Below are 21,863 nucleotides of genomic sequence, written 5' to 3'. Positions count from 1 at the left end.
GCAAACACTCTCCGGCTCACTGATAGAAACGATAGCCGTCGGAAATCTCGGCGCTCAACTGGCTGTTGCGGCTGACGAAATCCTCGAGGAATTCATGCAGGCCCTGATCCATGATCTCGGCGACAGTGCGCTGCTTCAGGGTCTTGCGGATCGCATCGGCTGTCTCATGCGCCTTGATACGTCCGCCGTAATTCTCGGCCAGATAGCCGAGATTGCTGACGATCTTTTCGTAACAATAGGCGAGCGAACGCGGCATCTGCACCTGCAGGATCAGGAAATCGGCGATATTGGCCGACTGGTAGTCGCCGTCATAAACCCAGCCGTAGGAACGGTGCGCGGAGACCGAACGCAGGATCGATTCCCATTGCATGTTGTCGAGTGCCGATCCGACCTGACTGACGGACGGGAGCAGCACGTAATATTTGACGTCGAGGATGCGGCTCGTATTGTCCGCTCGCTCGATGAATGTGCCGATCCGTGAAAAATTGTAGAGGTCGTTTCTGAGCATCGAGCCATGGAATGCACCACGAATAAGCCCGCAACGGTGCTTGATGACGCCGATCAGTTCCGGCAGGTCGGTCGCTTTCAGCTTTTTCGAAAGCCGGGCCTTGAGGTCGATCCATGCCTCGTTGGTGGCTTCCCAGGTCTCGCGCGTCAGCGCCGTGCGCACCATGCGGGCATTGTTGCGGCCCGCCTCGATGCAGGACATCACGCTCGACAGGTTGGCGCTGTCGCGCAGCAGGTAATCGATGGCGTCGGCTGCCGTCAGCGTGTCGTGAACCTCGGAATAGGCTTCGCGCACGCCCGCACTTTCCAGCACGCCGTGCCAGTCTTCATCCGAATACCCGACGCGTGTCAACGAGACGCGCAGGCCGGCATCGACGAGGCGGGCGATGTTTTCGGCCCGCTCGATGTAGCGGAACATCCAGTAGAGGCCGTTTGCAGTTCTTCCCAGCATGTTTACGCCCTCAATCTTCCAGAACCCAGGTGTCCTTCGTGCCGCCACCCTGGCTGGAATTGACCACCAGCGATCCCTGTTTCAGGGCAACGCGGGTCAGCCCGCCGGGAATGATTTTGACCTTGTCCGACACGAGAACATAGGGGCGCAGATCAACGTGACGCGGGGCGATGCCCTTGTTGACGAAGATCGGCACGGTGGAGAGGGCAAGCGTCGGCTGGGCGATGTAATTGCCGGGCCTCGCCTTCAGCTTTTCGGCAAACTCGGCGCGTTCCTTCTTCGAGGCGGTCGGGCCGACCAGCATGCCATAACCGCCCGATCCGTGGACTTCCTTGACCACCAGTTCTTCCAGATGCTCCAGTACGTATTTGAGGCTGGAGGCTTCGGAACAGCGCCAGGTCGGCACGTTTTCGAGCAGCGCCTTACGGCCTGTATAAAATTCGACGATTTCCGGCATGTAGGAATAGATCGCCTTGTCGTCGCAGATGCCGGTGCCCGGTGCGTTGGCAATGGTGATGTTGCCGGAACGATAGACATCCATGATGCCGGGAATGCCGAGTGCGGAATCCGGGCGGAAGGTGAGGGGATCGAGAAAATCGTCGTCGACGCGGCGGTAGAGCACGTCAATCGCCTCATAGCCCTTGGTCGTGCGCATCTTCACCTTGCCGTCGATGACGCGCAGGTCGGAGCCTTCCACCAGCTCGACGCCCATCTGGTCGGCTAGAAAGGAATGTTCGTAATAAGCGGAGTTGTAGATGCCGGGTGTCAGCACCGCCACGCGCGGCCGACCCTTGCAGCCGGCGGGTGCCAGCGAGGCGAGCGACTGGCGCAGCAGACGCGGATAGTCTTCCACACGCTGCACCTTGTTGAGCGAGAACAGTTCCGGGAACATCTGCATCATCGTCTCGCGGTTCTCCAGCATGTAGGAGACGCCGGAAGGCGTGCGGGCATTGTCTTCCAGAACGTAGAACTGGTCCTCGCCGGTGCGCACGATGTCGGTGCCGACAATATGGGTATAGACGCCGCCCGGTGGGCGAAAACCAATCATTTCCGGCAGGAAAGCGACATTCTTTTCGATCAGTTCACGCGGGATGCGGCCAGCCTTGATGATTTCCTGCTTATGATAGATATCCTCAAGAAAGGCGTTGAGCGCCAGCACGCGCTGCTCGATGCCCTGCGCGAGTTTGCGCCACTCGCGTGCCGCGATGATGCGCGGGATGATATCGAACGGGATCAGCTTTTCCGAACTGTCCGCGTGACCATAGACGGCAAAAGTAATGCCGGTCCTGCGAAAGATGTTTTCGGCATCGCGGTTCTTCTGGATCAGATGTGCGGGATCCTGGCTCGAATACCACTCATGATAGGTCTGGTAGGGTGTTCGCGGAAGTTCTTCCGCAGTTAACATTTCATCAAATGCCAATGATGCGTTCCCCTTTTTTTGACCATAAGAGTACAAGCATCGGGCCTTTGCAAGCTGGATGCACATTTCGCGCGCAGAATTTGAATTTAACGTGGACCTGCTGATTTCAAGCGCTTTCTGCCGATAAAACAGGCAGATGTTGACAGGCGACAGAAACGGCTGCGGGCTTTGTTTTACCGCGTTTGGCTGTTCCTGCCCGTGCCTTGAATTTGTGCACCGCTACTGGCCTTGAATGGTACTGATCACAGCGATCAATATTTCTTCTTTGACGCGAAGGTTGCGTCGGCTTTAGAGCATCGGACAAAATCTCTCCAACGCCGGGATCCATTTATGCTTGATCGTCTCGCTCCGGCCGTTTTCGTCCTTCTCTGGTCCACCGGTTGGATCGTCGCAAAATATGCGGCCGTACATGCGGACCCGATCACCTTTCTCGCCGCGAGGCATGCGCTCGCAGCGATAGCCTTTGCCGGCGTGGCATTTGCCATGGGTGCTGCCTGGCCGAAAACCGCAAAGCTGATCGGCCGGACATTGTTTTCCGGCTTTTTCCTGCATGGGCTTTATCTGGTGGGTGTGTGGTATGCGATCGGGCAGGGCGTGCCGGCAGGACTGTCAGGCGTCATTGCCGGCCTTCAACCGTTGTTGACCGCCATGCTCGCGCCGATGTTTTTAAGCGAGAGGCTGGGCCGGGTTCAGAAAATCGGCCTCGGTATCGGTTTCGCCGGCATTCTCATTGCCATCTCGCCACAGCTTCTCGATGTCACCGAGCGCGGCTTGTCCGGTCTGGCGCTGCCTGTATTGATCAATCTCGTTGCGATGTTTTCCGTAACTTACGGCACGCTTTACCAGAAGCGCCACCTGCAGGAGGGCGATCTTCTGACCATCGCCTGCCTGCAATTCGTTGGCGCCTTCATCGTTACCCTGCCGCTGGCGCTGCTTCTGGAAGACCTGCGTTTCGACTGGACCATGCAGGCGATCGCCGCCATGGCGTGGTCGGTTATCGGTATTTCCATGGGGGCGGTGGCACTGCTGCTTTATCTTATCCGCCGTGGTCAGGTGTCGCGCGCTGCCTCGCTCATCTATCTCATGCCGCCGACGGTGGCGATCGAAGCCGCTATCCTGTTCGGCGAACCGCTGACGCCGCCGATGGTGATCGGCACGATCATCGTCGTTGCCGGTGTGTGGATGGTGAACCGCAAGTCGGCAAAGGACGAGGCGGGACCGGCCGCTGCTCAGTAGAAAAGCAACCGGGCCCGTTTTGCGCCGGCGGCGGCAAGATGTCCCTTGATCTGCGACAGATCCTCGGCTGTCAGTGCCCGCTTCGGGATCGGGTTGAACATGCCGTCGGCACTCAGCAGCACGAACGTCGTGTCGCTTTCGGCCCAGCGGGAAATCTCGCGCCATGCCTGCGTGCGATAGGCCTTATGCTGGCGGAACTCGATCTTTTCCGCATTCCACGTCACCCGCACCTCACGGCTGGCGCCGGTCGCCTGGCTGAACGCGATGGCCGACATGCGGCGGGATTGTCGCTTGCCGTGCCAGAGCGTGACGGCCCCCAGAGCCAACACGAGGATGAGAATGAAGAGCACCGTTAAGACGAGGGAAAGCCCGGTCAGCGTCCGTGCCATATAGGCCGAGATCAGCAGCCATGAAAAAGCCAGCACGGTGACGAGCGGCCAGATATTGATCTGCTGGCGCCGCCACATGTCGTTTCCGTCCACGACATCCTGTTCCGTCAGCGAATAGCGGGCTGGCATGAGATCTCCGTTGTTTGCCGCCTTGGTAACCGGGTGGTGGGCAAAAGGCAAAGGCAGAGTGCTCGCGGCGGACCTTGCCATCAGGGTATTGGAGCGCGCCACCTTGTCAAATCCGGGCAGCGCCCGATGTGTGCGTGGCATGAAGGAGCAGATATGATCAGATCTTTTACAACACTTGCCGCAACAGCCCTTGCCTGTCTCACCCTGGCCGGTTGTGTCAGCGAGGGGGCAACCTACCGCACACACGAACGCGTTTATGTGCGCCCGTCTGGCCCGAGCCATCACTATAATGCGCGTCACGATCGCAGGGACTGGGATCGCGGTCGCCATCAGGCCCGTGATGACCGCCGTGATCGTCGTGACTGGAGAAATGATCGTCGAGCGGACAGGGACGATCGACGCGGCCGTGACGGGCAGTTCGCTTACCGCGATGGTCGCCGTATCTGGGTGCCAAACCGCTAAAGACTCGTCGGATTTTCCGTGAGGTCTCGCGGGTCGGCGCCTGATCGCCCTGACCATCCAGCGCGATCTCGCATTGGCTTGAACATCTCCTAAAAGCAAACGGCCGGGCTGTGATGCCCGGCCGTTTGTGTGTTCAATGCATGTCAGGCGTTACGCCGGACGGCGCTTGCGACCCTGCGTGCCGCCTTCGGTGTTGCCGGCACCGCCGAACTTGACCGGGCCGCGGGCTTCGCCCTGCTTCTGGCCTGCGCCCTGTCCACCCTGCGGACGGCCCTGGCCACCGCGGTGGTTGCTGCGCTGTGCGCCTGGCTCATGCGCGCCGTGTGCTGCATGTTCCGGCTTGCCGTTTCCACCCTTGCGGTGTTCGCTACGGGCGGGACGGCCTTCATTGCGATTGGCGCCGTCCTGGCCGCCGAACTGCTTCTTCGGACGGAAATCCGAGGTCGAGTTCAGGTCGTTGTCACCATGCGACTGCGGAACGGCTTCCTCGCGGCGCTGGCCGCGGAAATCCTCGTTGCGACGCGCCGGGCGGGCCGGACGGCCGCCCTGCGGACGATCACCGTGCGGGCGTGCAGCCTGCGGGCGATCGCCGCGTTCTTCCGAACGCGCACCGGCTTCACCGTTGGCGCCATCGCCGAACGGCTTGCGGGCAGGACGTTCACGGCGCGGCTTGCGCGCTTCGCCGGATGCGCTGCGGCCTTCGCCGCCGCCATTGCCACGGCCGCCGCGACCCTGGGACTGGCCGCCACGCTTGTTGTTGCCATTGCCGTTGCCGCGAGCCGGACGGATCATGGCTTCAGGGCGTTCGCCAGACGCGGTGGCGATCTCGATGCCCATCAGCTTTTCGATGTCGCGCAGCAGCATGGTTTCGTCCGGTGCGCAGAATGCGATTGCGATACCGTCGCGACCGGCGCGGGCGGTACGACCGATACGGTGCACGTAAGCGTCCGGCACTTCCGGCAGGTCGTAGTTATAAACATGGCTGACGGCCGGGATGTCGATGCCGCGGGCAGCAACGTCGGTGGCGATCAGCGTCTTGATTTCGCCGTCACGGAAACCCTTCAGGGCGCGCTCGCGCTGGCCCTGGCTCTTGTTGCCGTGGATGGATGCGACCGAGAAACCGATATTGTCGAAATGCTTCATCAGCTTTTCGGCAGTGTGCTTGGTGCGCATGAAAACGATGGAACGGCCGTCCGGGTTTTCGAGCAGCGTTTTGCGCAGGATTTCCGTCTTGTCGCCCTTGCCGGCAACGAAGTGGACATACTGCTCGACCTTGTCGGCAGCCTTGCCCGGAGGCGTCACTTCGACCTTGACCGGGTCGGTCAGGAATTCGGAGGCCAGATCGGCGATTGCCTTCGGCATGGTGGCCGAAAACAGCATGGTCTGGCGCTTCTTCGGTACGATCTTGGCAATCTTGCGCAGGTCATGCACGAAGCCGAGGTCGAGCATCTGGTCGGCTTCGTCGAGAATGAGGAAGCGAACGGTGGTCAGGCCGATGGCGCGACGGGCGACGAGATCGAGCAGGCGGCCGGGGGTGGCGACCAGAATGTCGGTGCCCTTTTCCAGCTGCAGCTGCTGCCTGTTGATCGACACGCCGCCGACGACGAGGTTGATCTTGAGCGGACGGCCCTTGATGAAGGTTTTGAGGTTTGCGGCGATCTGGTTCACCAGTTCGCGGGTCGGGGCAAGGATCAGCGAGCGCGTCGTGCGGTTATCGGGACGACGGTCTTCGGCCAGCAGGCGCTCGATCAGCGGCAGGCCGAAAGCGGCGGTCTTGCCGGTGCCGGTCTGTGCCAGGCCTATCAGGTCGCGCCCTTCGAGCAGCAACGGGATAGCCTTTTCCTGAATAGGCGTAGGCGTTTCGATACCGAGCTGCGACAGCGTTTCGACGATCTGCTTGGAGACGCCAAGCGTTTCGAAATTGGTCAAGTCAAAAACCTTTCGGGGCGCCAAAAGCACATATGCCAACGCGGCACCATGCCGGGTCGGCTGCTTTAGGCGTCAAGAACCCCGCGTGAAGTGGGAACTTGTGAGTTGGAAAATACTTTCCAGCGCTTGAACCCTCGTCGTGAGGGCGATCTATCTATGCGCCTTGTTCCTTCTTCGCGAATGCAGAAATTCGTCGCGGGGCCAGCTCACGCGGCGGCCGGAAGGTGAAAGCTTGCCGCCATTTGGTTGTTTTTCGGCAAAAAGTCAAGAGTGGCAATGTGAAAGCGCTTTTCAGTCCGTGCTTTCTAACGCCGAGATCCGAAAATGATGCTCGTCAGGATTGTTGATTTGTGTGCGCAAGGACAACCCATTGTTAACCATCCCCATGATGATATCCCGCGATCTGGTGATATGTCGAATCACGCGTTGCGGGTATGCGCGCGGTCAGCGAGGGCGGGTTGACAAGCGATAGCGAGCTTTTAGGCATGGCCTGCGAGCGGATCAACGATCTGCGCACGCCTGCCTTCATCAAGGACAGCGCTCTGCGTTATGTCGCGGTCAACGATGCCTATGCCCGTCTCTTCGGCTTCTCGCGTCAGGATTTCAAGGGCAAGCGCACATTCGATCTTGCCGAACGTCTCGACACGTTCGATTGCGAGGAGAAGGAGCGCAGGGCGCTGGTCTTCGGCAGTGATGAGACGGCGCTATCGCTCGACGATAGAGGTTTTACCCGCCACAAGATTCATATCGAACGATTTCTGACCGAAGACGACCGGGCCTATGTCTATGGCGTGCTCGAAGACATGGGCGATGTACCGGTGCCCGACAAGGTTGTCGGGCAGGTTGCTCCGGCACGGGAAACCGCCCCGGTGAATGCTGAAGGGGATCAACGACCCCAGCCCGAGCTCCAGGAACTGCTGCTCAACGACGCGCTTGATCTTCTGGATATCGGTGTCGGCATTTACGGCGAGGATGACTATAGCGACGACAAGACGCTGATCTATTGCAATCCCCAGTTCGCCCGGTTCTATGCGCCGCTTGGCATCGATGTTGCCGTGGGCATGACGATCGGTGACATGTCGCGCGCCATCTACGATCGTGCGTCCGAGCGCGCACCGGACGAAATGCAGCGCGAAAACCCGGATCGCGATGCATGGATTGCCGCGCGCATAAGCCGTTTTGGCGAGGCTCATAGCGATATCATCGAGCATTTGCCGGGTGGTCGCTGGCTTCGCAGCGTCAACAAGCGGCTCGACAACGGTCTTGTCATCGCGCTTCGCATCGACGTGACCGATTTCAAGGAGCAGGAAACCCAGCTTCGCGAAAAAGCCAAGCAGAGCGAGCTTTTCCGCGCCGTGCTGGAAGACCTGCCGGTGCCCGTATTCCTGCGCGATGCCGAGCGTCGCCTGAGCTTTGCCAATGACGCCTATGAGGAAATGCTCGGCGGCAAACGCGAGGATTTCCTCGGCAAGACGGAAGCCGAGATGTTTCCTTCGGCCGGCCAGCGTTTTGTCGACGAGAACACCCGCGTGCTGCGCGACGGGACACCGATCGACAAGGTCGAGGAAGTGACCTTTCCGGACGGCGATGTCATTCCTGTCATTACCCGTCTTCGCCGCATCATTTCACCAGATGGCGAACGCCATCTCGTCTGTTCGCGCACCGACATTACCATGGTCCGGCAGGCGCAGGACAAGGCGGAGAAGATGCATCGGGATCTGCAGACGATCCTTGATGCCACGCCGGTCGGGATCGGCATTCTCGACTGTGATCTGCGTTTCGAGTTTGCCAACTCGGCCTTTTACGGTTTCTGGGATGCGGGCGAGCAGTTTGAGCTCAAGGGCCGGCCCTATCGCGATTTCCTCAAGGTCAATTACGACCACGGCATTTATTCCGGAGATCCACGATCCTTCGATGACATCTATGCCGAGCGGATCCAGCGTCTGACGGAAGAAAAGGACGGCCCGCCGATCGAGGTGAAAAGCCGGGATGGCCGTACTATCGTCATTTCCGGCACGCCGCTGACCGGCGGCAAGATGCTGTTGAGCTACATGGACATTTCGGCGTTGCGCAAGCGCGATGAGGAAGTGCTCGAGGCGCGTGCCGCGCTGGAGTTGCAGGGCGCGTTGATGCGCGATGCCACCAGCGCCATGAGCCAGGGCCTGCTCATCCTGCATGATGGCACCATCGTATTCTCCAACAATGCGCTGGCAGCCATGCTGGATTTGCCGGATGATCTCGCGGCAATAGGCTGCGCCTGGCGAGACATTTTCCGTTTCTGCCAGAAGCGCGGCGATTTCGGCAATCATGAGCAGGCGATGGATGCCTTGCGCAGCTGGGAGACCAGTATCGAGCTTGGCAAGCCCGTGGCGCTGACATTCCTGATCGACGGCAAGCGGTGGGTGCAGGTCGAGGCCAAGCTGACCGGTGACGATCACTGGCTGGCCGTCTTTACCGACATTACCGAGATGAAGCTGCGCGAACAGGAACTGACCCGCCTGCTGCAACGGGCAGAGGCCGCCGACCGCGCAAAGTCGGAATTCCTGGCAAACATGAGCCATGAAATCCGCACGCCGATGAATGGTGTTCTCGGCATGGCGGAACTGTTGTCGAAGTCGCAGCTCGATCCGCGCCAGAAGACATTCATCGATATCATCGTCAAATCCGGCAACGCGCTGCTGACCATCATCAACGACATCCTCGATTTCTCCAAGATCGATGCCGGCCAGATGAAACTGCGCAAGGCGCCCTTCGATCCGGTTGAGGCGATCGAGGATGTTGCGACGCTTCTGTCGTCATCTGCCGCCGACAAGGATATCGAGCTTTTGGTGCGCGGTGATGTGACCGTGCGCAACACGGTGATGGGCGACGCCGGACGTTTTCGCCAGATCGTCACCAATCTCGTCGGCAATGCGGTGAAATTCACAGAAAAGGGCCATGTCTTCATCGAGCTTTCGGCGACGCCGACGGCCGAGAACCAGTTGATGCTGGCGATCCGCATCGAGGATACCGGTATCGGCATTCCGGAAGACAAGCTGCGCACCGTTTTCGAAAAATTCTCGCAGGTCGATACGTCCTCGACGCGGCGTCATGAAGGCACGGGTCTTGGCCTGGCCATCACCGCCGGTCTCGTCAATCTGTTCGGTGGTTCGATTGCGGTCGAAAGCAAGGTCGGGCGTGGCTCGGTCTTTACCGTCAGCATGCCGTTCGAGGTGGTCAGCGAGCGCAACAATGCGCCGGCGCTGCCGCTTGCAACCGAAGGCGCAAAAATCCTCGTGATCGACGACAATCCCGTCAATCGCCGCATCCTGACCGAACAGCTTGGCATGTGGGGCTTCGACTCCGTGGCGGCCGAGGGCGGACCGGAAGGTCTGGCGGTTCTGGCCGAGGCGGCACGGCTTGGCATCGTCATAGATGCCGTTATCCTCGATTACCACATGCCGGACATGAATGGCATGGAGGTTGCCGCCCATATTCGTGGTGACGGTCGCTTTGCCGACATTGCCATCGTTTTCCTCACCTCGATGGACATGGCCGGAGATGACAGCGCCTTTGCGGCGATGAACGTGCAGGCGCATCTGATGAAGCCGGCGCGTGCCAACCTGTTGCGCAGTACCATTGTCGATGTCGTGCGCGGCGTTCGCACCCGCCGCCGTCTGGCTGCCGACACGGATGGACTGCCGGCGAAGACAGCCGCCGTTGTCGCGCCACCTCGTCTGCAGCCGATTGCGCACACTGCGATGACGTCATCCGCTGCCGCTGTCGGGGAAAAAGCGGCTCCTCTGCTGCATGTGCTTGTGGCGGAAGACAATGACGTCAACCAGATCGTCTTCACGCAGATCCTGCAATCGACGGGGCTGGAATTCCTGATTGTCAAGAATGGCGCCGAAGCTGTCGACACATGGCGAGAACGCGATCCGTCCGTCATTCTGATGGACGTGTCCATGCCCGTCATGAACGGCCATCAGGCAACCAGAAAAATCCGCGAAATCGAAGGCGAACAGGGTGGCCATGTGCCGATTATCGGCGTGACTGCGCATGCGCTGGAAAGCGACCGGGAACTGTGCATCGCCGCCGGCATGGACGACTACATGTCCAAACCGATCAGCCCGGAAATGCTGGAGCAGAAGATCAATGCGTGGCTCGGCAGCGATGTGATAGGAAATGTTGCGGGAAGATAGTTCACCACGGAACCGGCTGTGAATTAAAGCCGCACCAAGATCTTTCGCAACGGCGCACCAAGGCGGTGGGAAAGTTCCCGTTCCTGTTCTTCCGTTGGATCCGAATTGTCCGGGTTTAGAGCTTCCAGGGCAAATCGCCCGAACGCGGCCGGCCAGACATAGCGAAGATCGTTCAGCGACGTGTTTGCTCCGCAACATGGCGCCTTGACTTCAAGCTTTTTAAAACCGCCGGCAAAAGCGATGTCCATGGCATCGTTCCACCAGGGCTCCGCATCGGCGCCGCACGCGTTGCATTCTATGCCTGACCAGTTTTCGCCCGGATTATAAAAAACGACCTCATCTTCAAAAAGCGCTTCGACGCTATCCGCCTGAGGGGCAATCGTCTTCAGCTACGAGACGGCTTTTTCCGCGTCGGCGCCATTGGGCTGCCAGAATGGATCTTGAGGCACGTAGCGAAGAATCGTCTCGGACATTGCCGACTCCTTGTTGCGTTCTCACGCCTTGATATTGCGGATCAGGGCCTTTCCTTTTTCCCGCACAACATCTCGCGCTTGCCGGCGAAGCCCGGTCGGCGCTCTACCGCAAAACCGGCGGCCTGCAGGTTGCGCCGAACGAAGCCGGCTGCAGCATAGGTGGCGAATGAACCATTATCGACAGTCTTGTCGAACACCGCGCTCATGAGTTCCGGCGACCACATGTCGGGATTGCGCGACGGTGCAAATCCGTCGAGAAACCAGGCGTCGAATGGCGTGTCATGGCGAGCAACGTTGTCCAGCGCCGCGCCGCAGACGACCGTCAGTTTGGTCTGTCCATCAAGCTGCAGTTCCACGCTGCCTTGCGGATTGTCCGGCCAAAGCGCCGTGAGCGCGGCACGTTCGATATCCAGTTCCGGCCAATGCGCCAGCGCGCGGTCGATCGAGGCGCGGTCCATCGGATAAAGCTCGAACGAGGTGAAATGCAAAACTGCGCCTGCTTGCCGCACCTCTTTCCATTGCCGCCAGGTTTCGCAGAAATTCAGGCCGGTTCCGAAGCCAAGTTCGCCGATCGCGAAATTTTTAGCGGGTTTCCAGCGGTCCGGCAGGCCATTGCCGGCCAGAAACACATGGCTGCATTCCAGCCGGCCATCCGTCTGGCAATAAAAATGGTCGCCAAACTGCGGCGAATAGGGCATGTCGCCGTCACGCCAGTCTAGGGACTGCACTTCAGAAATCTGATTGGGATCTGTCATGGGAAAAGCCGATAATCCGGCCGCGCCGTTCGGTCAATCGTCTGCCGAGTTGTTGATCATCGGCGGCGGTGTCATGGGGCTTTGGGCGGCTGTGAAGGCTGAGCGGCTCGGCATAGATACGATCCTTGTCGATGCAGGTGTTCTGGGGCACGGGGCGAGCTATGGTCTGGTCGGCGCCCTGATGGCGCATCTACCGGATAAGTGGAACGACAAAAAGCAGTTCCAGTTCGATGCGCTGGTGGCGCTGGAAGACGAAGTGGCGCGGCTGGAAGCCGAGACCGGTGTCTCCTGCGGTTATCGCCGCTGCGGTCGGTTGATCCCGCTGCCGAAACCGCATCTGGCCGATATCGCCCGTCGTCATTCGCAGGATGCCGAAAGCCAGTGGCTGGCCGGCGACAGAAAATTCCATTGGCACGTGCTGGAAACCACGCCGCATCCCGAATGGCTGGATGCCTCGATCGGTGAAGCCGGCGTGGTGCATGACACGCTGGCCGGGCGTGCCTCGCCGCGCCGTTTTGGGGCGGCGCTGGCGGCGGCCCTGAAACAGGCAAAACATGTGCGGATCATCGAGAACAATGGTGTCGTAGGGCTGAATGGACGCGAGGCTGTGCTTGCCGATGGCAGCATTATCGCTTTCGGCGATGCGATCGTGGCGAACGGGCATCAGGCGTTTCCGTTGCTCGAAAGTCTTGGACATCCGATGCCGCGGTCGCTCGGCATGCCGGTCAAGGGGCAGTCGGCGCTCATGAAAGCCGATGTGGATATCGATCTGCCCGTCATCTTCCTGAAGGGGCTTTACGTCGTACCGCATGAGGGCGGCACGGTTGCCATCGGCAGCACCAGCGAGGAGGATTTTGACGCGCCGTTTTCGACGGACGACAAGCTTGATGCCCTGATCGCGCGTGCCCGAGACATGTCGCCTATGCTGGCTGATGCGCCCGTGGTTGAACGCTGGGCGGGGCTGCGGCCAAAGGCGATTGATCGCGATCCGATGCTCGGCCGCCACCCGGAGCACCAACACATTCTGGCGCTGGCGGGTGGTTTCAAGGTCAGCTTTGGTGTGGCGCACAAACTGGCCGATGCCGTGCTGGAGGCGCTCGCCGGAAGGCCTATGCCGGTGCCGGAAAGCTTTTTATTAGAAAATCATCTCACAGTTGCGCGAGCGGCCGTGTAACCCTCCCGAATCGTCGTCATCCTGTTACGCAAATCACCTAACCCGGTCGTTGGGGATGTTTGAGCAATGCGTGAATAACAACCGCAATCCAGGATGATGACGCATGCGCTATTCGATCAATTTTACGCCACCGGCGCACGATCCGCTGACGCTTGCCGCTGCCCAATGGCTGGGTCGGCATCCATTTTCCGGCGCGACCCTCGATCATCCGGCATTGCGAAGCCTGAGCCTGCATGACATCGCCTTCAACACGGCACTGCCGCGACGTTCGGGTTTCCATGGCTGCCTGCGACCGACGTTCCGACTGGCACCGGGAACCAGCGAGCAGGAATTGCTGCGCGACCTGATGCGCTTTGCCGGCAAGCAGCGCCCTTTCACATTGCCGCAGCTGGAAGTGGTGCGTATCGGTACGCAGTTCGCTCTTGCGCCCGTCATCCCGTCGCAGGCCATGCATCTGCTCGCCGGAGCCGTCGTCACCGAATTCGAGCGTTTTCGTCTGCCCATGCCGGATGACGAGATGGAACGCGCCGATCCCGGCAATCTTTCCGCCGGTCAGTTTGCCAATATGCTGCGCTGGGGCGATCCCTATGTGATGGACGAGTTTCGTTTCCATATGATCCTGAGCGGGCCGCTGGGGCAATCCGATCTTTGCCGTTTCGAAACGGCCCTGCGCAACTATTTCACGCCGCTCCTGACAGATCCGGTCGAGGTGACCAACCTTGCCCTGTTCGTGGAAGAGGAGCCGGGCGCGCCACTGAGCGTACATTCCCTGCATCCGCTCGGCCGGGTTTCTGCACGTCGCACGGCCTGATTGGCAAAGATCGCATCTCGACAGCAGCGCCGGAGCGCTGATAGCGTTTCAAAAAACGCATCGAGGGGATGTCATGCTGCTGCCGATCGAAAGCCTGCGCAATTTTGTCGGTTACGGGCGCAACCCGCCTGATCCGAAGTGGCCGGGCGGGGCCAATGTCGCCGTGCAGTTCGTCATCAATTACGAGGAGGGCGGCGAAAGCTCGATCCTCGATCAGGACAAGGCCTCTGAAAGCCTTCTTTCCGAAATCGTCGGTGCCGCGCCCTGGTCTGGGCAGCGTAATCTGAACATGGAATCGATCTACGAATATGGTTCTCGCGCCGGTTTTTGGCGCTTGTGGCGATTGTTCACCGAACTCAAGGTGCAGGCCACCGTTTATGGCGTGACGCTCGCCATGGCACGTAATCCGGAGGCCGTTGCCGCGATGAAGGAAGCCGGTTGGGAAATCGCCAGCCACGGTTATCGCTGGCTGGAATACAAGGATTTTGCCGAGGCCGACGAACGTGCCCATATTATCGAGGCGGTGCGGCTGCATACGGAGTTGACCGGTGAACGGCCTTACGGGATGTATCAGGGGAAACCTTCAGACCACACGCTGAAGCTGGTGATGGAGGAGGGAGGTTTCTTATATTCGTCAGACAGTTATGCGGATGATCTGCCCTATTGGGTGAAAGGTCTAGATGGCAAGCCTTTCCTGATCATCCCCTATACGCTTGAGACCAACGACATGCGGTTTGCCACACCGCAGGGCTTCAACTCAGGCGACCAGTTTTTCATCTATCTGAAGGATGCCTTCGACACGCTTTGTCGCGAGGGGCAGGAGGGCGCTCCAAAAATGATGTCGGTGGGGCTGCATTGCCGTCTCGTCGGGCGTCCCGGCCGTGTCGCCGCACTTCGGCGTTTCCTCGAATATGTTCTGGGGCATGACAAGGTCTGGATCCCGCAGCGTGTCGAGATTGCGCGCCATTGGCATGAACATCACAAGCCGACAGGTGCAGCATGACAGCGCGGGGCGATTTCATCGAAAAATTCGGCGGCGTGTTCGAACATTCGCCGTTCATTGCCGAGCGTGCATACGACGCCGGTTTCGTCACGGTGCCGTTGACCGCCAAGCGGCTGCATGACGGCATGGTGCTGGAGTTTCGCAATGCGGCGCGCGAGGAGCGATTGGATGTGCTGCGCGCGCATCCGGACCTCGCTGGAAAGCTCGCCATCGCCGGGGAATTGACTGAGGACAGCCGAAATGAGCAGGCCGGTGCCGGGCTCGACCGATTGAGCCCGGCGGAGCATGCGCGTTTCACGGAACTCAATGCGGCCTATACGCAAAAATTCGGCTTTCCTTTCATCATTGCCGTAAAGGGATTGAATAGGCACGATATTCTGACTGCCTTCGAGCGCCGTATCGATAACGATTTCGACGAGGAGTTCGAAACGGCCGCGGCGCAGGTGGAGCGTATCGCTCTGTTGCGGCTGCAGGCGCTGTTGCCGGAGCGATAGAGGCGAATTATTCTATCTGTTGAAGGAGCGATGTCGTCATGAGCCCATCGGACGTTCTGGACAAAAACAGGCAGGCGATCCGCGAAGCGACAAAATGCTTCAATGCGGCAAACCCGCGTGTCTTCGGTTCAGTGGCGCGGGGGGAAGATCGGCCTGCTAGCAATATCGGCGTTCTTGTCGATGCTTTGGCGGGGAGCACGTTGCTGACATTGGGCGGGCTTCGATATGAACTGGGTCTTCTCACTCCTGGCGAACTGCACGAGATGATCCGGTCTCGCGTGTTGTCGGAAGCCAGGCCCCTATGACGGACAGTCGCGCGTTGTACCTGCATCAGATGCGGACGGCAGCCGCTGATGTCGTGCGGTTCATCGAAGCGATGAGCAACGAAGATTTTCGCCAAAACGTTATGGTCCAGCGCGCGGTCGGGATGAGCATCCTGATGCTTGGTGAAGCGGCGCTTCGATTATCGAGGGAATATCCCGAATTTCCGGTAGATCACCCGGAGTTTCCCTGGCCTGCGATACAGGATCTCCGCAACCGGATCGCGAATGGTTATTTCGATATCGAGCTGGATATCGTGTGGCGTGCCGCATCCGTCTCCTTGCCTGAACTTATCGATCAACTCCACGCTCTTGGAAACTGGCGTGCCCAAGGTGAATGATGTTGTCCCACATGCAGACCCTAACCATTCAGCCACTCACCAAAAATGCCTTCGCCCGTTACGGCGATGTCATCGAGGCCGACCCCTCCCGCATGCGGCTTATCAACAACGGCACCACCGAGCGCTTCCATGCTTTGGCGGAACCCGTGGTGGTGGGGCAGCCGGAACGGCTGATCTTCAACGTTTTTCGCGGCCAGCCCCGGCAATTTCCCTATGCCATCGACATGATGGAGCGTCATCCTTTTGGCAGCCAGAGTTTCATGCCTTTGTCGGGCAGGCCGTTTCTGGTTGCCGTGTCCGATGACGAGGACGGCAAGCCAGGGCCTCCGCAGGTGTTTCTGGCCGGGGCGCATCAGGGCGTGAACTATTTTGTAAATACCTGGCACCATCCCCTGATGGCGCTTGGCGAGGTCAGTGATTTTCTCGTTGTCGATCGTGACAATACTGCCGAAAATCTCGAGGAGTTTTTCTTCGAGAATGCCTACCAGATTGCGGAGCCAGAGCTATGACCGGCCTCACCACGCATGTTCTCGATACCGCAAGGGGCCAGCCCGCCGAGGGGATGGCGATCGATCTCTATCGTATTGATGGCGAGAGACGTGAGAAGCTGCAGACGGTAACGACCAACAGTGACGGCAGGGTTGATGGCGGACCGATCCTGATCGGCGACGCCTTTGTCGCCGGCACCTATGAGCTCGTCTTTCATGCTGGCGATTACCTGCGCCTTCATGGTGCAGCGCTTGCCGAACCGGCTTTCCTCGATGTCGTTCCGATCCGTTTCGGTATTGCCGATATCACCGGGCATTATCACGTGCCTCTGCTGCTTTCGCCCTACGGCTATTCCACCTATCGGGGGAGCTGATGCGCTTTGCCGCGATCGCCGATATCCATGGAAATTGTGCCGCCCTGACGGCAGTGCTGGATGATGTTGCCGCGCTCGGCATTCGCGATATCGTCAATCTTGGCGATTGTTTCAGCGGGCCGCTGGACGCGGGGCGTACAGCCGATCTTCTTCTCCTGCTTGACATGAATGCGGTTCAGACGGTGCGTGGCAATCACGATCGCTACCTTCTGGAAACACCGCCCGAGGCAATGGGGCGTTCGGACGCGCATGCTCACGCGTTGCTGGCGCCGCGGCATTTCGAATGGCTGCGCAAACTGCCGACAAGCATGGTCTGGCGTGAAGAGGTTTTTCTTTGTCACGCCACGCCGCAGCAAGATGACGTTTATTGGCTGGACAGCGTGTCGGGTGAGGGCAAGGTCGTGCTTCGCCCACAGGCGCAGATCGAACGCTTCGCCGAAGGCGTGGAGCAATCCTTGATCCTGTGCGGCCACAGCCACTTGCCGCGTGTCGTGACACTTTCCGACGGGCGCATGATCGTTAATCCCGGCAGTGTCGGCTGTCCTGCCTATCATGACGATGAACCTGTGCCGCATGATGTCGAAAACGGTCATGCCCTGGCCTGCTACGCCATCCTCGAAGAAAACGAACGTGGATGGGCACCGCAATTTCGCACTGTCGGATATGATCACATGGCCGCATCGCGTCTTGCTGCCGATGCCGGTCGCGCCGATTGGGCAAGTGCGCTGGCGACAGGCCGAATGGGCTGATAAAGCCGGATTTGAAAGGCAAGGCCAGCGGGTTTTGCACGCACGTTCGTTGCGTATAAGGCGCCAAAAAGGCTTGAAAATTGCGCGGCAATAGCGCAAGTGCCGGGTGCCGGCGTCACAAGTTTCCTACGCGCCATCCTGCATCTAACAGACCGGATATGTCATGTCCCCGACAGCCCCTCATGCCGCACCGCGCCGTCTTACACGGCAGGATTTTCGCACACTCGGATTGTCCGCTCTTGGCGGTGCGCTTGAATTTTATGATTTCATCATCTTCGTGTTCTTTGCGGCCGTCATCGGTAAATTGTTCTTTCCGGCCGACATGCCTGAATGGCTGCGCCTGATCCAGACTTTCGGGATATTTGCCGCCGGATATCTGGTGCGGCCGCTTGGCGGGATCGTGCTTGCGCATTTCGGTGACATGTTCGGTCGCAAACGGGTTTTCGCTTTTTCGATTCTTCTGATGGCTCTGTCGACGCTTGGCATGGCGATCATGCCGACTTACGCGACGATCGGTGTTATGGCGCCGATCCTGCTCGTCGTGATGCGTATCCTGCAGGGTGCAGCCATCGGTGGTGAAGTGCCCGGCGCATGGACGTTCGTCGCCGAGCACGTGCCACTGCGTCGCGTCGGTTTCGCCTGCGGATTCCTGACCTCCGGTCTGTCGCTCGGCATTCTGCTCGGATCGTCGATCGCGACGGTGATCAACACCGTTTTCACGGCCGAAATGATCGAAGCGGGCGCATGGCGCATTCCATTCTTCCTCGGCGGTATTTTTGGTCTTCTGTCGGTGTGGATGCGTCGCTGGCTGCGGGAAACGCCGATCTTCAACGAGATGAAGGAAAGCCGGGCGCTTGCGCCGGAACTGCCGCTGAAAACGGTGCTGCGCGATCATATGAGCGGTGTGGTGATTTCCATGTTGCTGACCTGGCTGTTGTCGGCGGCCATCGTTGTCACCACGCTGATGACCGCGACGCTTCTGCAGAAGATCTACGGTTACACCGCACAGCAATCGCTTGCCGCAACCAGCTTTGGAACGCTGTTCCTGATTTTCGCGACATCCGCCGCCGGTGCGATCATCGACCGGGTTGGCCCTGGCCGTTTCTTTATCGTCGGCGGTGTCTTCTTCGGCGCCGCGACCTGGGCTTTCTACAGCTATGCCGGCACGTCGCTCATCGTGATGTTTGCGCTTTACGCGGTCATGGGACTTGCCGTCGGTATTGTCGGCGGCGTGCCTTATGTCATGGTTCGGGCGTTCCCGGCGCGGGTGCGTTTTTCGGGTCTGTCCTTTTCCTATAACGTCGCCTACGCGATTTTTGGCGGACTGACGCCGATTGCCGTCACGTCGATGCTGGCGGTCAACCCGATGTCGCACGCCTATTACCTGCTGTTTATCGCTGCATTGTCGATCGCTATCGGCATCTATCTCAGCCGACGTAGCAATGCGGCGGAAGCCGCTGTCGGTATCGAGGAACTGACAGAGCGTCTTGCTCGCAGCTAAGCAAGAATGCAGTTGGCTCGGGGGAGGCGCAGGAGCCGGCCCCGAGCCCGCTTTTCAAAAGTTGATGGGAGTTCACGATCTTTTGCGGCCCTTTTCCGAAGAGGGATGGGTATAGGCAAGGCCTGAAGTAAAAGAGGATCACCGTGAACAATACATTCCTGACACGGCGTGCGCTCGTCATCGGTGGCGTCGGCGTTGCCACGGCAGCACTTGCAGGCTGCACGACAACCGCCACGGAGCCTGAGCCGGTTGCTACGGCTCCGGCAGTCGATAATTCAATCTACGCGACCATGTATGCCGGCGTGCCGGACGAGCAGTTTCCGTTGCCGGCCATCCCCTACAAAAGGATCAACAGACGGTATTATCGTCAGATGGTTGCCAATCCGACTGGCGAACGTCCGGGCACCATCGTGGTCGATACTGCAAACTTCTTCCTGTATCTGACATATGAAAACGGTCAGGCCATGCGTTATGGCGTCGGTCTTGGCCGCGAGGGGTTTGCGTGGTCAGGTCGTGGTGTCATCCAGTACAAGCGCGCATGGCCGCGCTGGACACCGCCGGATGAGATGGTGGCGCGTCAGCCGGAGCTTCAGCCCTATAGCATTGCCAATGGCGGCATGGGGCCGGGCCTCAACAACCCGCTCGGTGCACGTGCGCTCTATATATTCCAGAACGGCGAGGACACGATCTACCGCATCCACGGTTCGCCGGAATGGTGGACCATGGGCAAGGCGGTCTCGTCCGGTTGCGTGCGCATGCTCAACCAGGACGTCATCGATCTTTACAATCGCGTGCCACCCAAGGCGCCGCTCGTGGTCACCAGTCTACCGGCTCCGATCGGCGTATGAACGTGTCGAAGTGAAAACGGCGACAGGGCGGCTAGCGTTGCCCTTCGCATGTCAGATTGGAACAAAGTTGCGTTCCCCACGTTTGTCGTCGCTGCCAGTCACGACAAAAAAGGAACGCATTTTGGCTCGAGATCTGAATTCCACCGTCGAATCCCTGCAGGAACAGCTTTCGCAGTTGCGGTCCGTGCTGCAACAGCAGGCCCGCGAGAAGGCTTCGGAGGCATCCTCCTATATTTCCCCGCGCGCCAACCGTCTGTCGCGGGATTTGCGAAACGAAGGTTTTGGTCTCGCAGAGGCCGCCAAGCGCCATCCGACGGCTGCAACCGGTGCCGTTTTTGGCGCTCTTGCGCTTGGCGCCGTGCTGGGCCTGTTTCTTTCCGGCGCCATCCGCGATCCCGATTGATCGTCGCTGACGCTCCAGTTTTAAATGCGCCCGCTATGCTCACCGTGATGGAAACGGTGGTCGAGCGTGCGCATCTCGTTTCAGAACGGGTTCTGAGCGATCACGTTGGAATTGACGTCCTTGATGTCGCGTTTGCCGCACAGAGCCATGGTGATGTCCATTTCCTTGCGGATGATTTCCAGCGCTGTCGTGACGCCTTCCTTGCCCATGGCGCCGAGACCATAGAGGAAGGGGCGGCCGATATAGGTGCCCTTCGCACCAAGCGCGACGGCTTTCAGCACATCCTGACCGGAGCGGATGCCGCCATCCAGATGCACTTCCATGCGATCGCCGACTGCTGCCACCATTTTCGGCAGCATGCTGATGGAGGAGGGGGCGCCGTCAAGCTGACGGCCGCCATGGTTGGAAACGATGATGGCGTCGGCGCCGGTATCGGCGGCAGCCCGGGCATCTTCGTCATCGAGAATACCCTTGATGATCAGCTTGCCGCCCCACAGATCCTTGATCCAGCGGATATCGTCCCAGGAAAGCCTCGGGTCGAATTGTTCCGCCGTCCAGGCCGAGAGCGAGGAGAGGTCGGACACGTTGGAAGCATGGCCGACGATATTGCCGAAACCGCGGCGCTTGGTCTGCAGCATGTCGAGGCACCAGAAGGGCTTTGTCGCCAGCTGCATGGCGCTGTTGAGTGTCCATTTCGGCGGGGCAGACAGGCCGTTGCGCAAATCCTTGTGACGCTGGCCGAGAATCTGAAGATCGGCGGTGACGACGAGCGCCGAGCATTTGGCGATGCGGGCACGTTCGATCAGGCGTTCGATGAAACCGCGATCCTTCATCACATACAGTTGGAACCAGAAGGGTTTTGTGGTGACCGAGGCAATGTCCTCGATCGAGCATATGCTCATGGTCGACAGCGTGAAGGGCACGCCGGCCTCTTCTGCTGCCTTGGCCGCCAGCATCTCGCCATCCGCATGCTGCATGCCGGCAAGGCCGGTCGGCGCCAGCGCCACGGGCATCGACACGTCATGGCCGATCATTTGCGTTGCGAGCGAACGGTTGGTCATGTCGACCAGCACACGCTGGCGCAGCTTGATCTTTGCAAAATCGTCTTCGTTGGCGCGGTAGGTGCTTTCCGTCCAAGCGCCGCTATCGGCATAATCGAAGAACATCTTTGGCACGCGGCGACGCGCCATTGTCTTCAGATCGGCGATGGTAAGCGGCTTGGACATGATGCGATCTCCTCCGGAATTGTGTTGAAAGGACTAGCACATTCGCACATTCGCGCCAGCGTCGTTGACGGTGAAAAGCGTTCGATTGATGTGAGTAAGTCTTCGTTTTTCTCTCTGGCATTGCCTATTTGCCGTGCTGCACCAAGTTGCAAGGATACCGGTTCGGGCGCAGGCCGCCGCGGCAAGCAGTCTTCTAAAG

General features: G+C 59.5%; 21 protein-coding genes and 1 pseudogene. 15 read left to right on the top strand and 7 right to left on the bottom strand.

The features are described 5' to 3' along the window. Positions 1-16: 16 nt before the first annotated feature. A complete protein-coding gene (locus tag GAO09_RS27955; protein WP_153360002.1) occupies positions 17-958 on the bottom strand; it encodes an alpha-E domain-containing protein in 942 nt (313 codons plus the stop codon). Between the two features lie 10 nt (positions 959-968). Beyond that, positions 969-2,378, bottom strand: a complete 1,410-nt coding sequence (locus tag GAO09_RS27950) for a circularly permuted type 2 ATP-grasp protein (RefSeq protein WP_153360000.1) — start codon at positions 2,376-2,378, stop codon at positions 969-971. Positions 2,379-2,708: 330 nt separating this feature from the next. On the opposite strand from GAO09_RS27950, the gene GAO09_RS27945 reads away from it, so the two are divergent. Continuing rightward, on the top strand, positions 2,709-3,614 hold the full coding sequence (locus tag GAO09_RS27945; RefSeq protein ID WP_153359998.1) for a DMT family transporter: 906 nt from the start codon (positions 2,709-2,711) through the stop codon (positions 3,612-3,614). Here GAO09_RS27945 and GAO09_RS29775 read toward each other — a convergent pair. Further along, on the bottom strand, positions 3,608-4,132 hold the full coding sequence (locus tag GAO09_RS29775) for a YcxB family protein (protein ID WP_209018873.1): 525 nt from the start codon (positions 4,130-4,132) through the stop codon (positions 3,608-3,610). The two genes, GAO09_RS27945 and GAO09_RS29775, sit on opposite strands and share 7 nt — an antisense overlap. A 153-nt stretch (positions 4,133-4,285) precedes the next feature. Between GAO09_RS29775 and GAO09_RS29770 the strand changes: the two genes are divergently transcribed. Then, complete coding sequence (locus tag GAO09_RS29770) at positions 4,286-4,594, top strand: hypothetical protein (RefSeq protein WP_209018872.1); 309 nt, start codon at positions 4,286-4,288, stop codon at positions 4,592-4,594. Between the two features lie 150 nt (positions 4,595-4,744). Here the strand turns inward: GAO09_RS29770 and GAO09_RS27935 are convergent. Then, positions 4,745-6,599 (bottom strand): annotated as a pseudogene (locus tag GAO09_RS27935) (DEAD/DEAH box helicase). Between the two features lie 358 nt (positions 6,600-6,957). Here GAO09_RS27935 and GAO09_RS27930 point away from each other — a divergent pair. Continuing rightward, positions 6,958-10,704, top strand: a complete 3,747-nt coding sequence (locus GAO09_RS27930) for a response regulator (protein WP_235938540.1) — start codon at positions 6,958-6,960, stop codon at positions 10,702-10,704. A 23-nt stretch (positions 10,705-10,727) separates the two neighbouring features. On the opposite strand, the gene GAO09_RS30190 is transcribed toward GAO09_RS27930, so the two are convergent. Beyond that, on the bottom strand, positions 10,728-10,952 hold the full coding sequence (locus GAO09_RS30190) for a hypothetical protein (RefSeq protein WP_235938537.1): 225 nt from the start codon (positions 10,950-10,952) through the stop codon (positions 10,728-10,730). A 266-nt stretch (positions 10,953-11,218) separates the two neighbouring features. Beyond that, complete coding sequence (gene mnmC2 / locus GAO09_RS27920; RefSeq protein ID WP_153359992.1) at positions 11,219-11,932, bottom strand: tRNA (5-methylaminomethyl-2-thiouridine)(34)-methyltransferase MnmC2; 714 nt, start codon at positions 11,930-11,932, stop codon at positions 11,219-11,221. On the opposite strand from mnmC2, the gene GAO09_RS27915 reads away from it, so the two are divergent. From GAO09_RS27915 to GAO09_RS27860, 12 genes are all read left to right on the top strand, one after another. Beyond that, positions 11,931-13,106 (top strand): NAD(P)/FAD-dependent oxidoreductase, encoded by a 1,176-nt coding sequence (locus GAO09_RS27915; protein WP_153359990.1) that lies wholly within the window; start codon positions 11,931-11,933, stop codon positions 13,104-13,106. The genes mnmC2 and GAO09_RS27915 overlap by 2 nt on opposite strands. 103 nt (positions 13,107-13,209) lie before the next feature. After that, entirely contained in the window at positions 13,210-13,917 is a 708-nt protein-coding gene (locus GAO09_RS27910) for a DUF1045 domain-containing protein (protein ID WP_153359988.1), read from the top strand. Positions 13,918-13,990: 73 nt separating this feature from the next. Beyond that, entirely contained in the window at positions 13,991-14,920 is a 930-nt protein-coding gene (gene puuE, locus GAO09_RS27905) for an allantoinase PuuE (protein ID WP_153359986.1), read from the top strand. Beyond that, positions 14,917-15,414, top strand: a complete 498-nt coding sequence (uraD, locus tag GAO09_RS27900; RefSeq protein ID WP_153359984.1) for a 2-oxo-4-hydroxy-4-carboxy-5-ureidoimidazoline decarboxylase — start codon at positions 14,917-14,919, stop codon at positions 15,412-15,414. The genes puuE and uraD overlap by 4 nt, the downstream gene beginning before the upstream one ends. 38 nt (positions 15,415-15,452) lie before the next feature. After that, on the top strand, positions 15,453-15,719 hold the full coding sequence (locus GAO09_RS27895) for a nucleotidyltransferase family protein (RefSeq protein ID WP_153359982.1): 267 nt from the start codon (positions 15,453-15,455) through the stop codon (positions 15,717-15,719). After that, a complete protein-coding gene (locus tag GAO09_RS27890; RefSeq protein WP_153359981.1) occupies positions 15,716-16,075 on the top strand; it encodes a HepT-like ribonuclease domain-containing protein in 360 nt (119 codons plus the stop codon). The genes GAO09_RS27895 and GAO09_RS27890 overlap by 4 nt, the downstream gene beginning before the upstream one ends. A gap of 11 nt (positions 16,076-16,086) precedes the next feature. After that, complete coding sequence (locus GAO09_RS27885) at positions 16,087-16,584, top strand: ureidoglycolate lyase (RefSeq protein ID WP_153359979.1); 498 nt, start codon at positions 16,087-16,089, stop codon at positions 16,582-16,584. Continuing rightward, positions 16,581-16,937, top strand: a complete 357-nt coding sequence (uraH, locus tag GAO09_RS27880) for a hydroxyisourate hydrolase (protein WP_153359977.1) — start codon at positions 16,581-16,583, stop codon at positions 16,935-16,937. The genes GAO09_RS27885 and uraH overlap by 4 nt, the downstream gene beginning before the upstream one ends. Next, positions 16,937-17,686: a metallophosphoesterase family protein gene (locus tag GAO09_RS27875; RefSeq protein ID WP_153359975.1), complete on the top strand. Its 750-nt coding sequence runs from the start codon at positions 16,937-16,939 to the stop codon at positions 17,684-17,686. Before uraH ends, GAO09_RS27875 begins: the two co-directional genes overlap by 1 nt. Positions 17,687-17,849: 163 nt before the next feature. Then, complete coding sequence (locus GAO09_RS27870) at positions 17,850-19,187, top strand: MFS transporter (RefSeq protein WP_153359973.1); 1,338 nt, start codon at positions 17,850-17,852, stop codon at positions 19,185-19,187. Between the two features lie 143 nt (positions 19,188-19,330). Then, positions 19,331-20,035, top strand: a complete 705-nt coding sequence (locus GAO09_RS27865; protein WP_324184646.1) for a L,D-transpeptidase — start codon at positions 19,331-19,333, stop codon at positions 20,033-20,035. A gap of 121 nt (positions 20,036-20,156) precedes the next feature. Next, positions 20,157-20,438 (top strand): hypothetical protein, encoded by a 282-nt coding sequence (locus GAO09_RS27860; protein WP_153359972.1) that lies wholly within the window; start codon positions 20,157-20,159, stop codon positions 20,436-20,438. Positions 20,439-20,518: 80 nt separating this feature from the next. Here the strand turns inward: GAO09_RS27860 and GAO09_RS27855 are convergent, their stop codons facing one another. After that, positions 20,519-21,664, bottom strand: coding sequence for an alpha-hydroxy acid oxidase (locus GAO09_RS27855; RefSeq protein WP_153359970.1), 1,146 nt, complete (start codon positions 21,662-21,664; stop codon positions 20,519-20,521). Between the last annotated feature and the right edge of the window lie 199 nt (positions 21,665-21,863).

The organism is Endobacterium cereale, from assembly GCF_009617585.1.
Taxonomy (GTDB): Bacteria; Pseudomonadota; Alphaproteobacteria; order Rhizobiales; family Rhizobiaceae; genus Neorhizobium; species Neorhizobium cereale.
The sequence above is the reverse complement of the archived record's forward strand: the minus strand, read 5'-3'. Positions and strand labels throughout refer to the sequence as shown.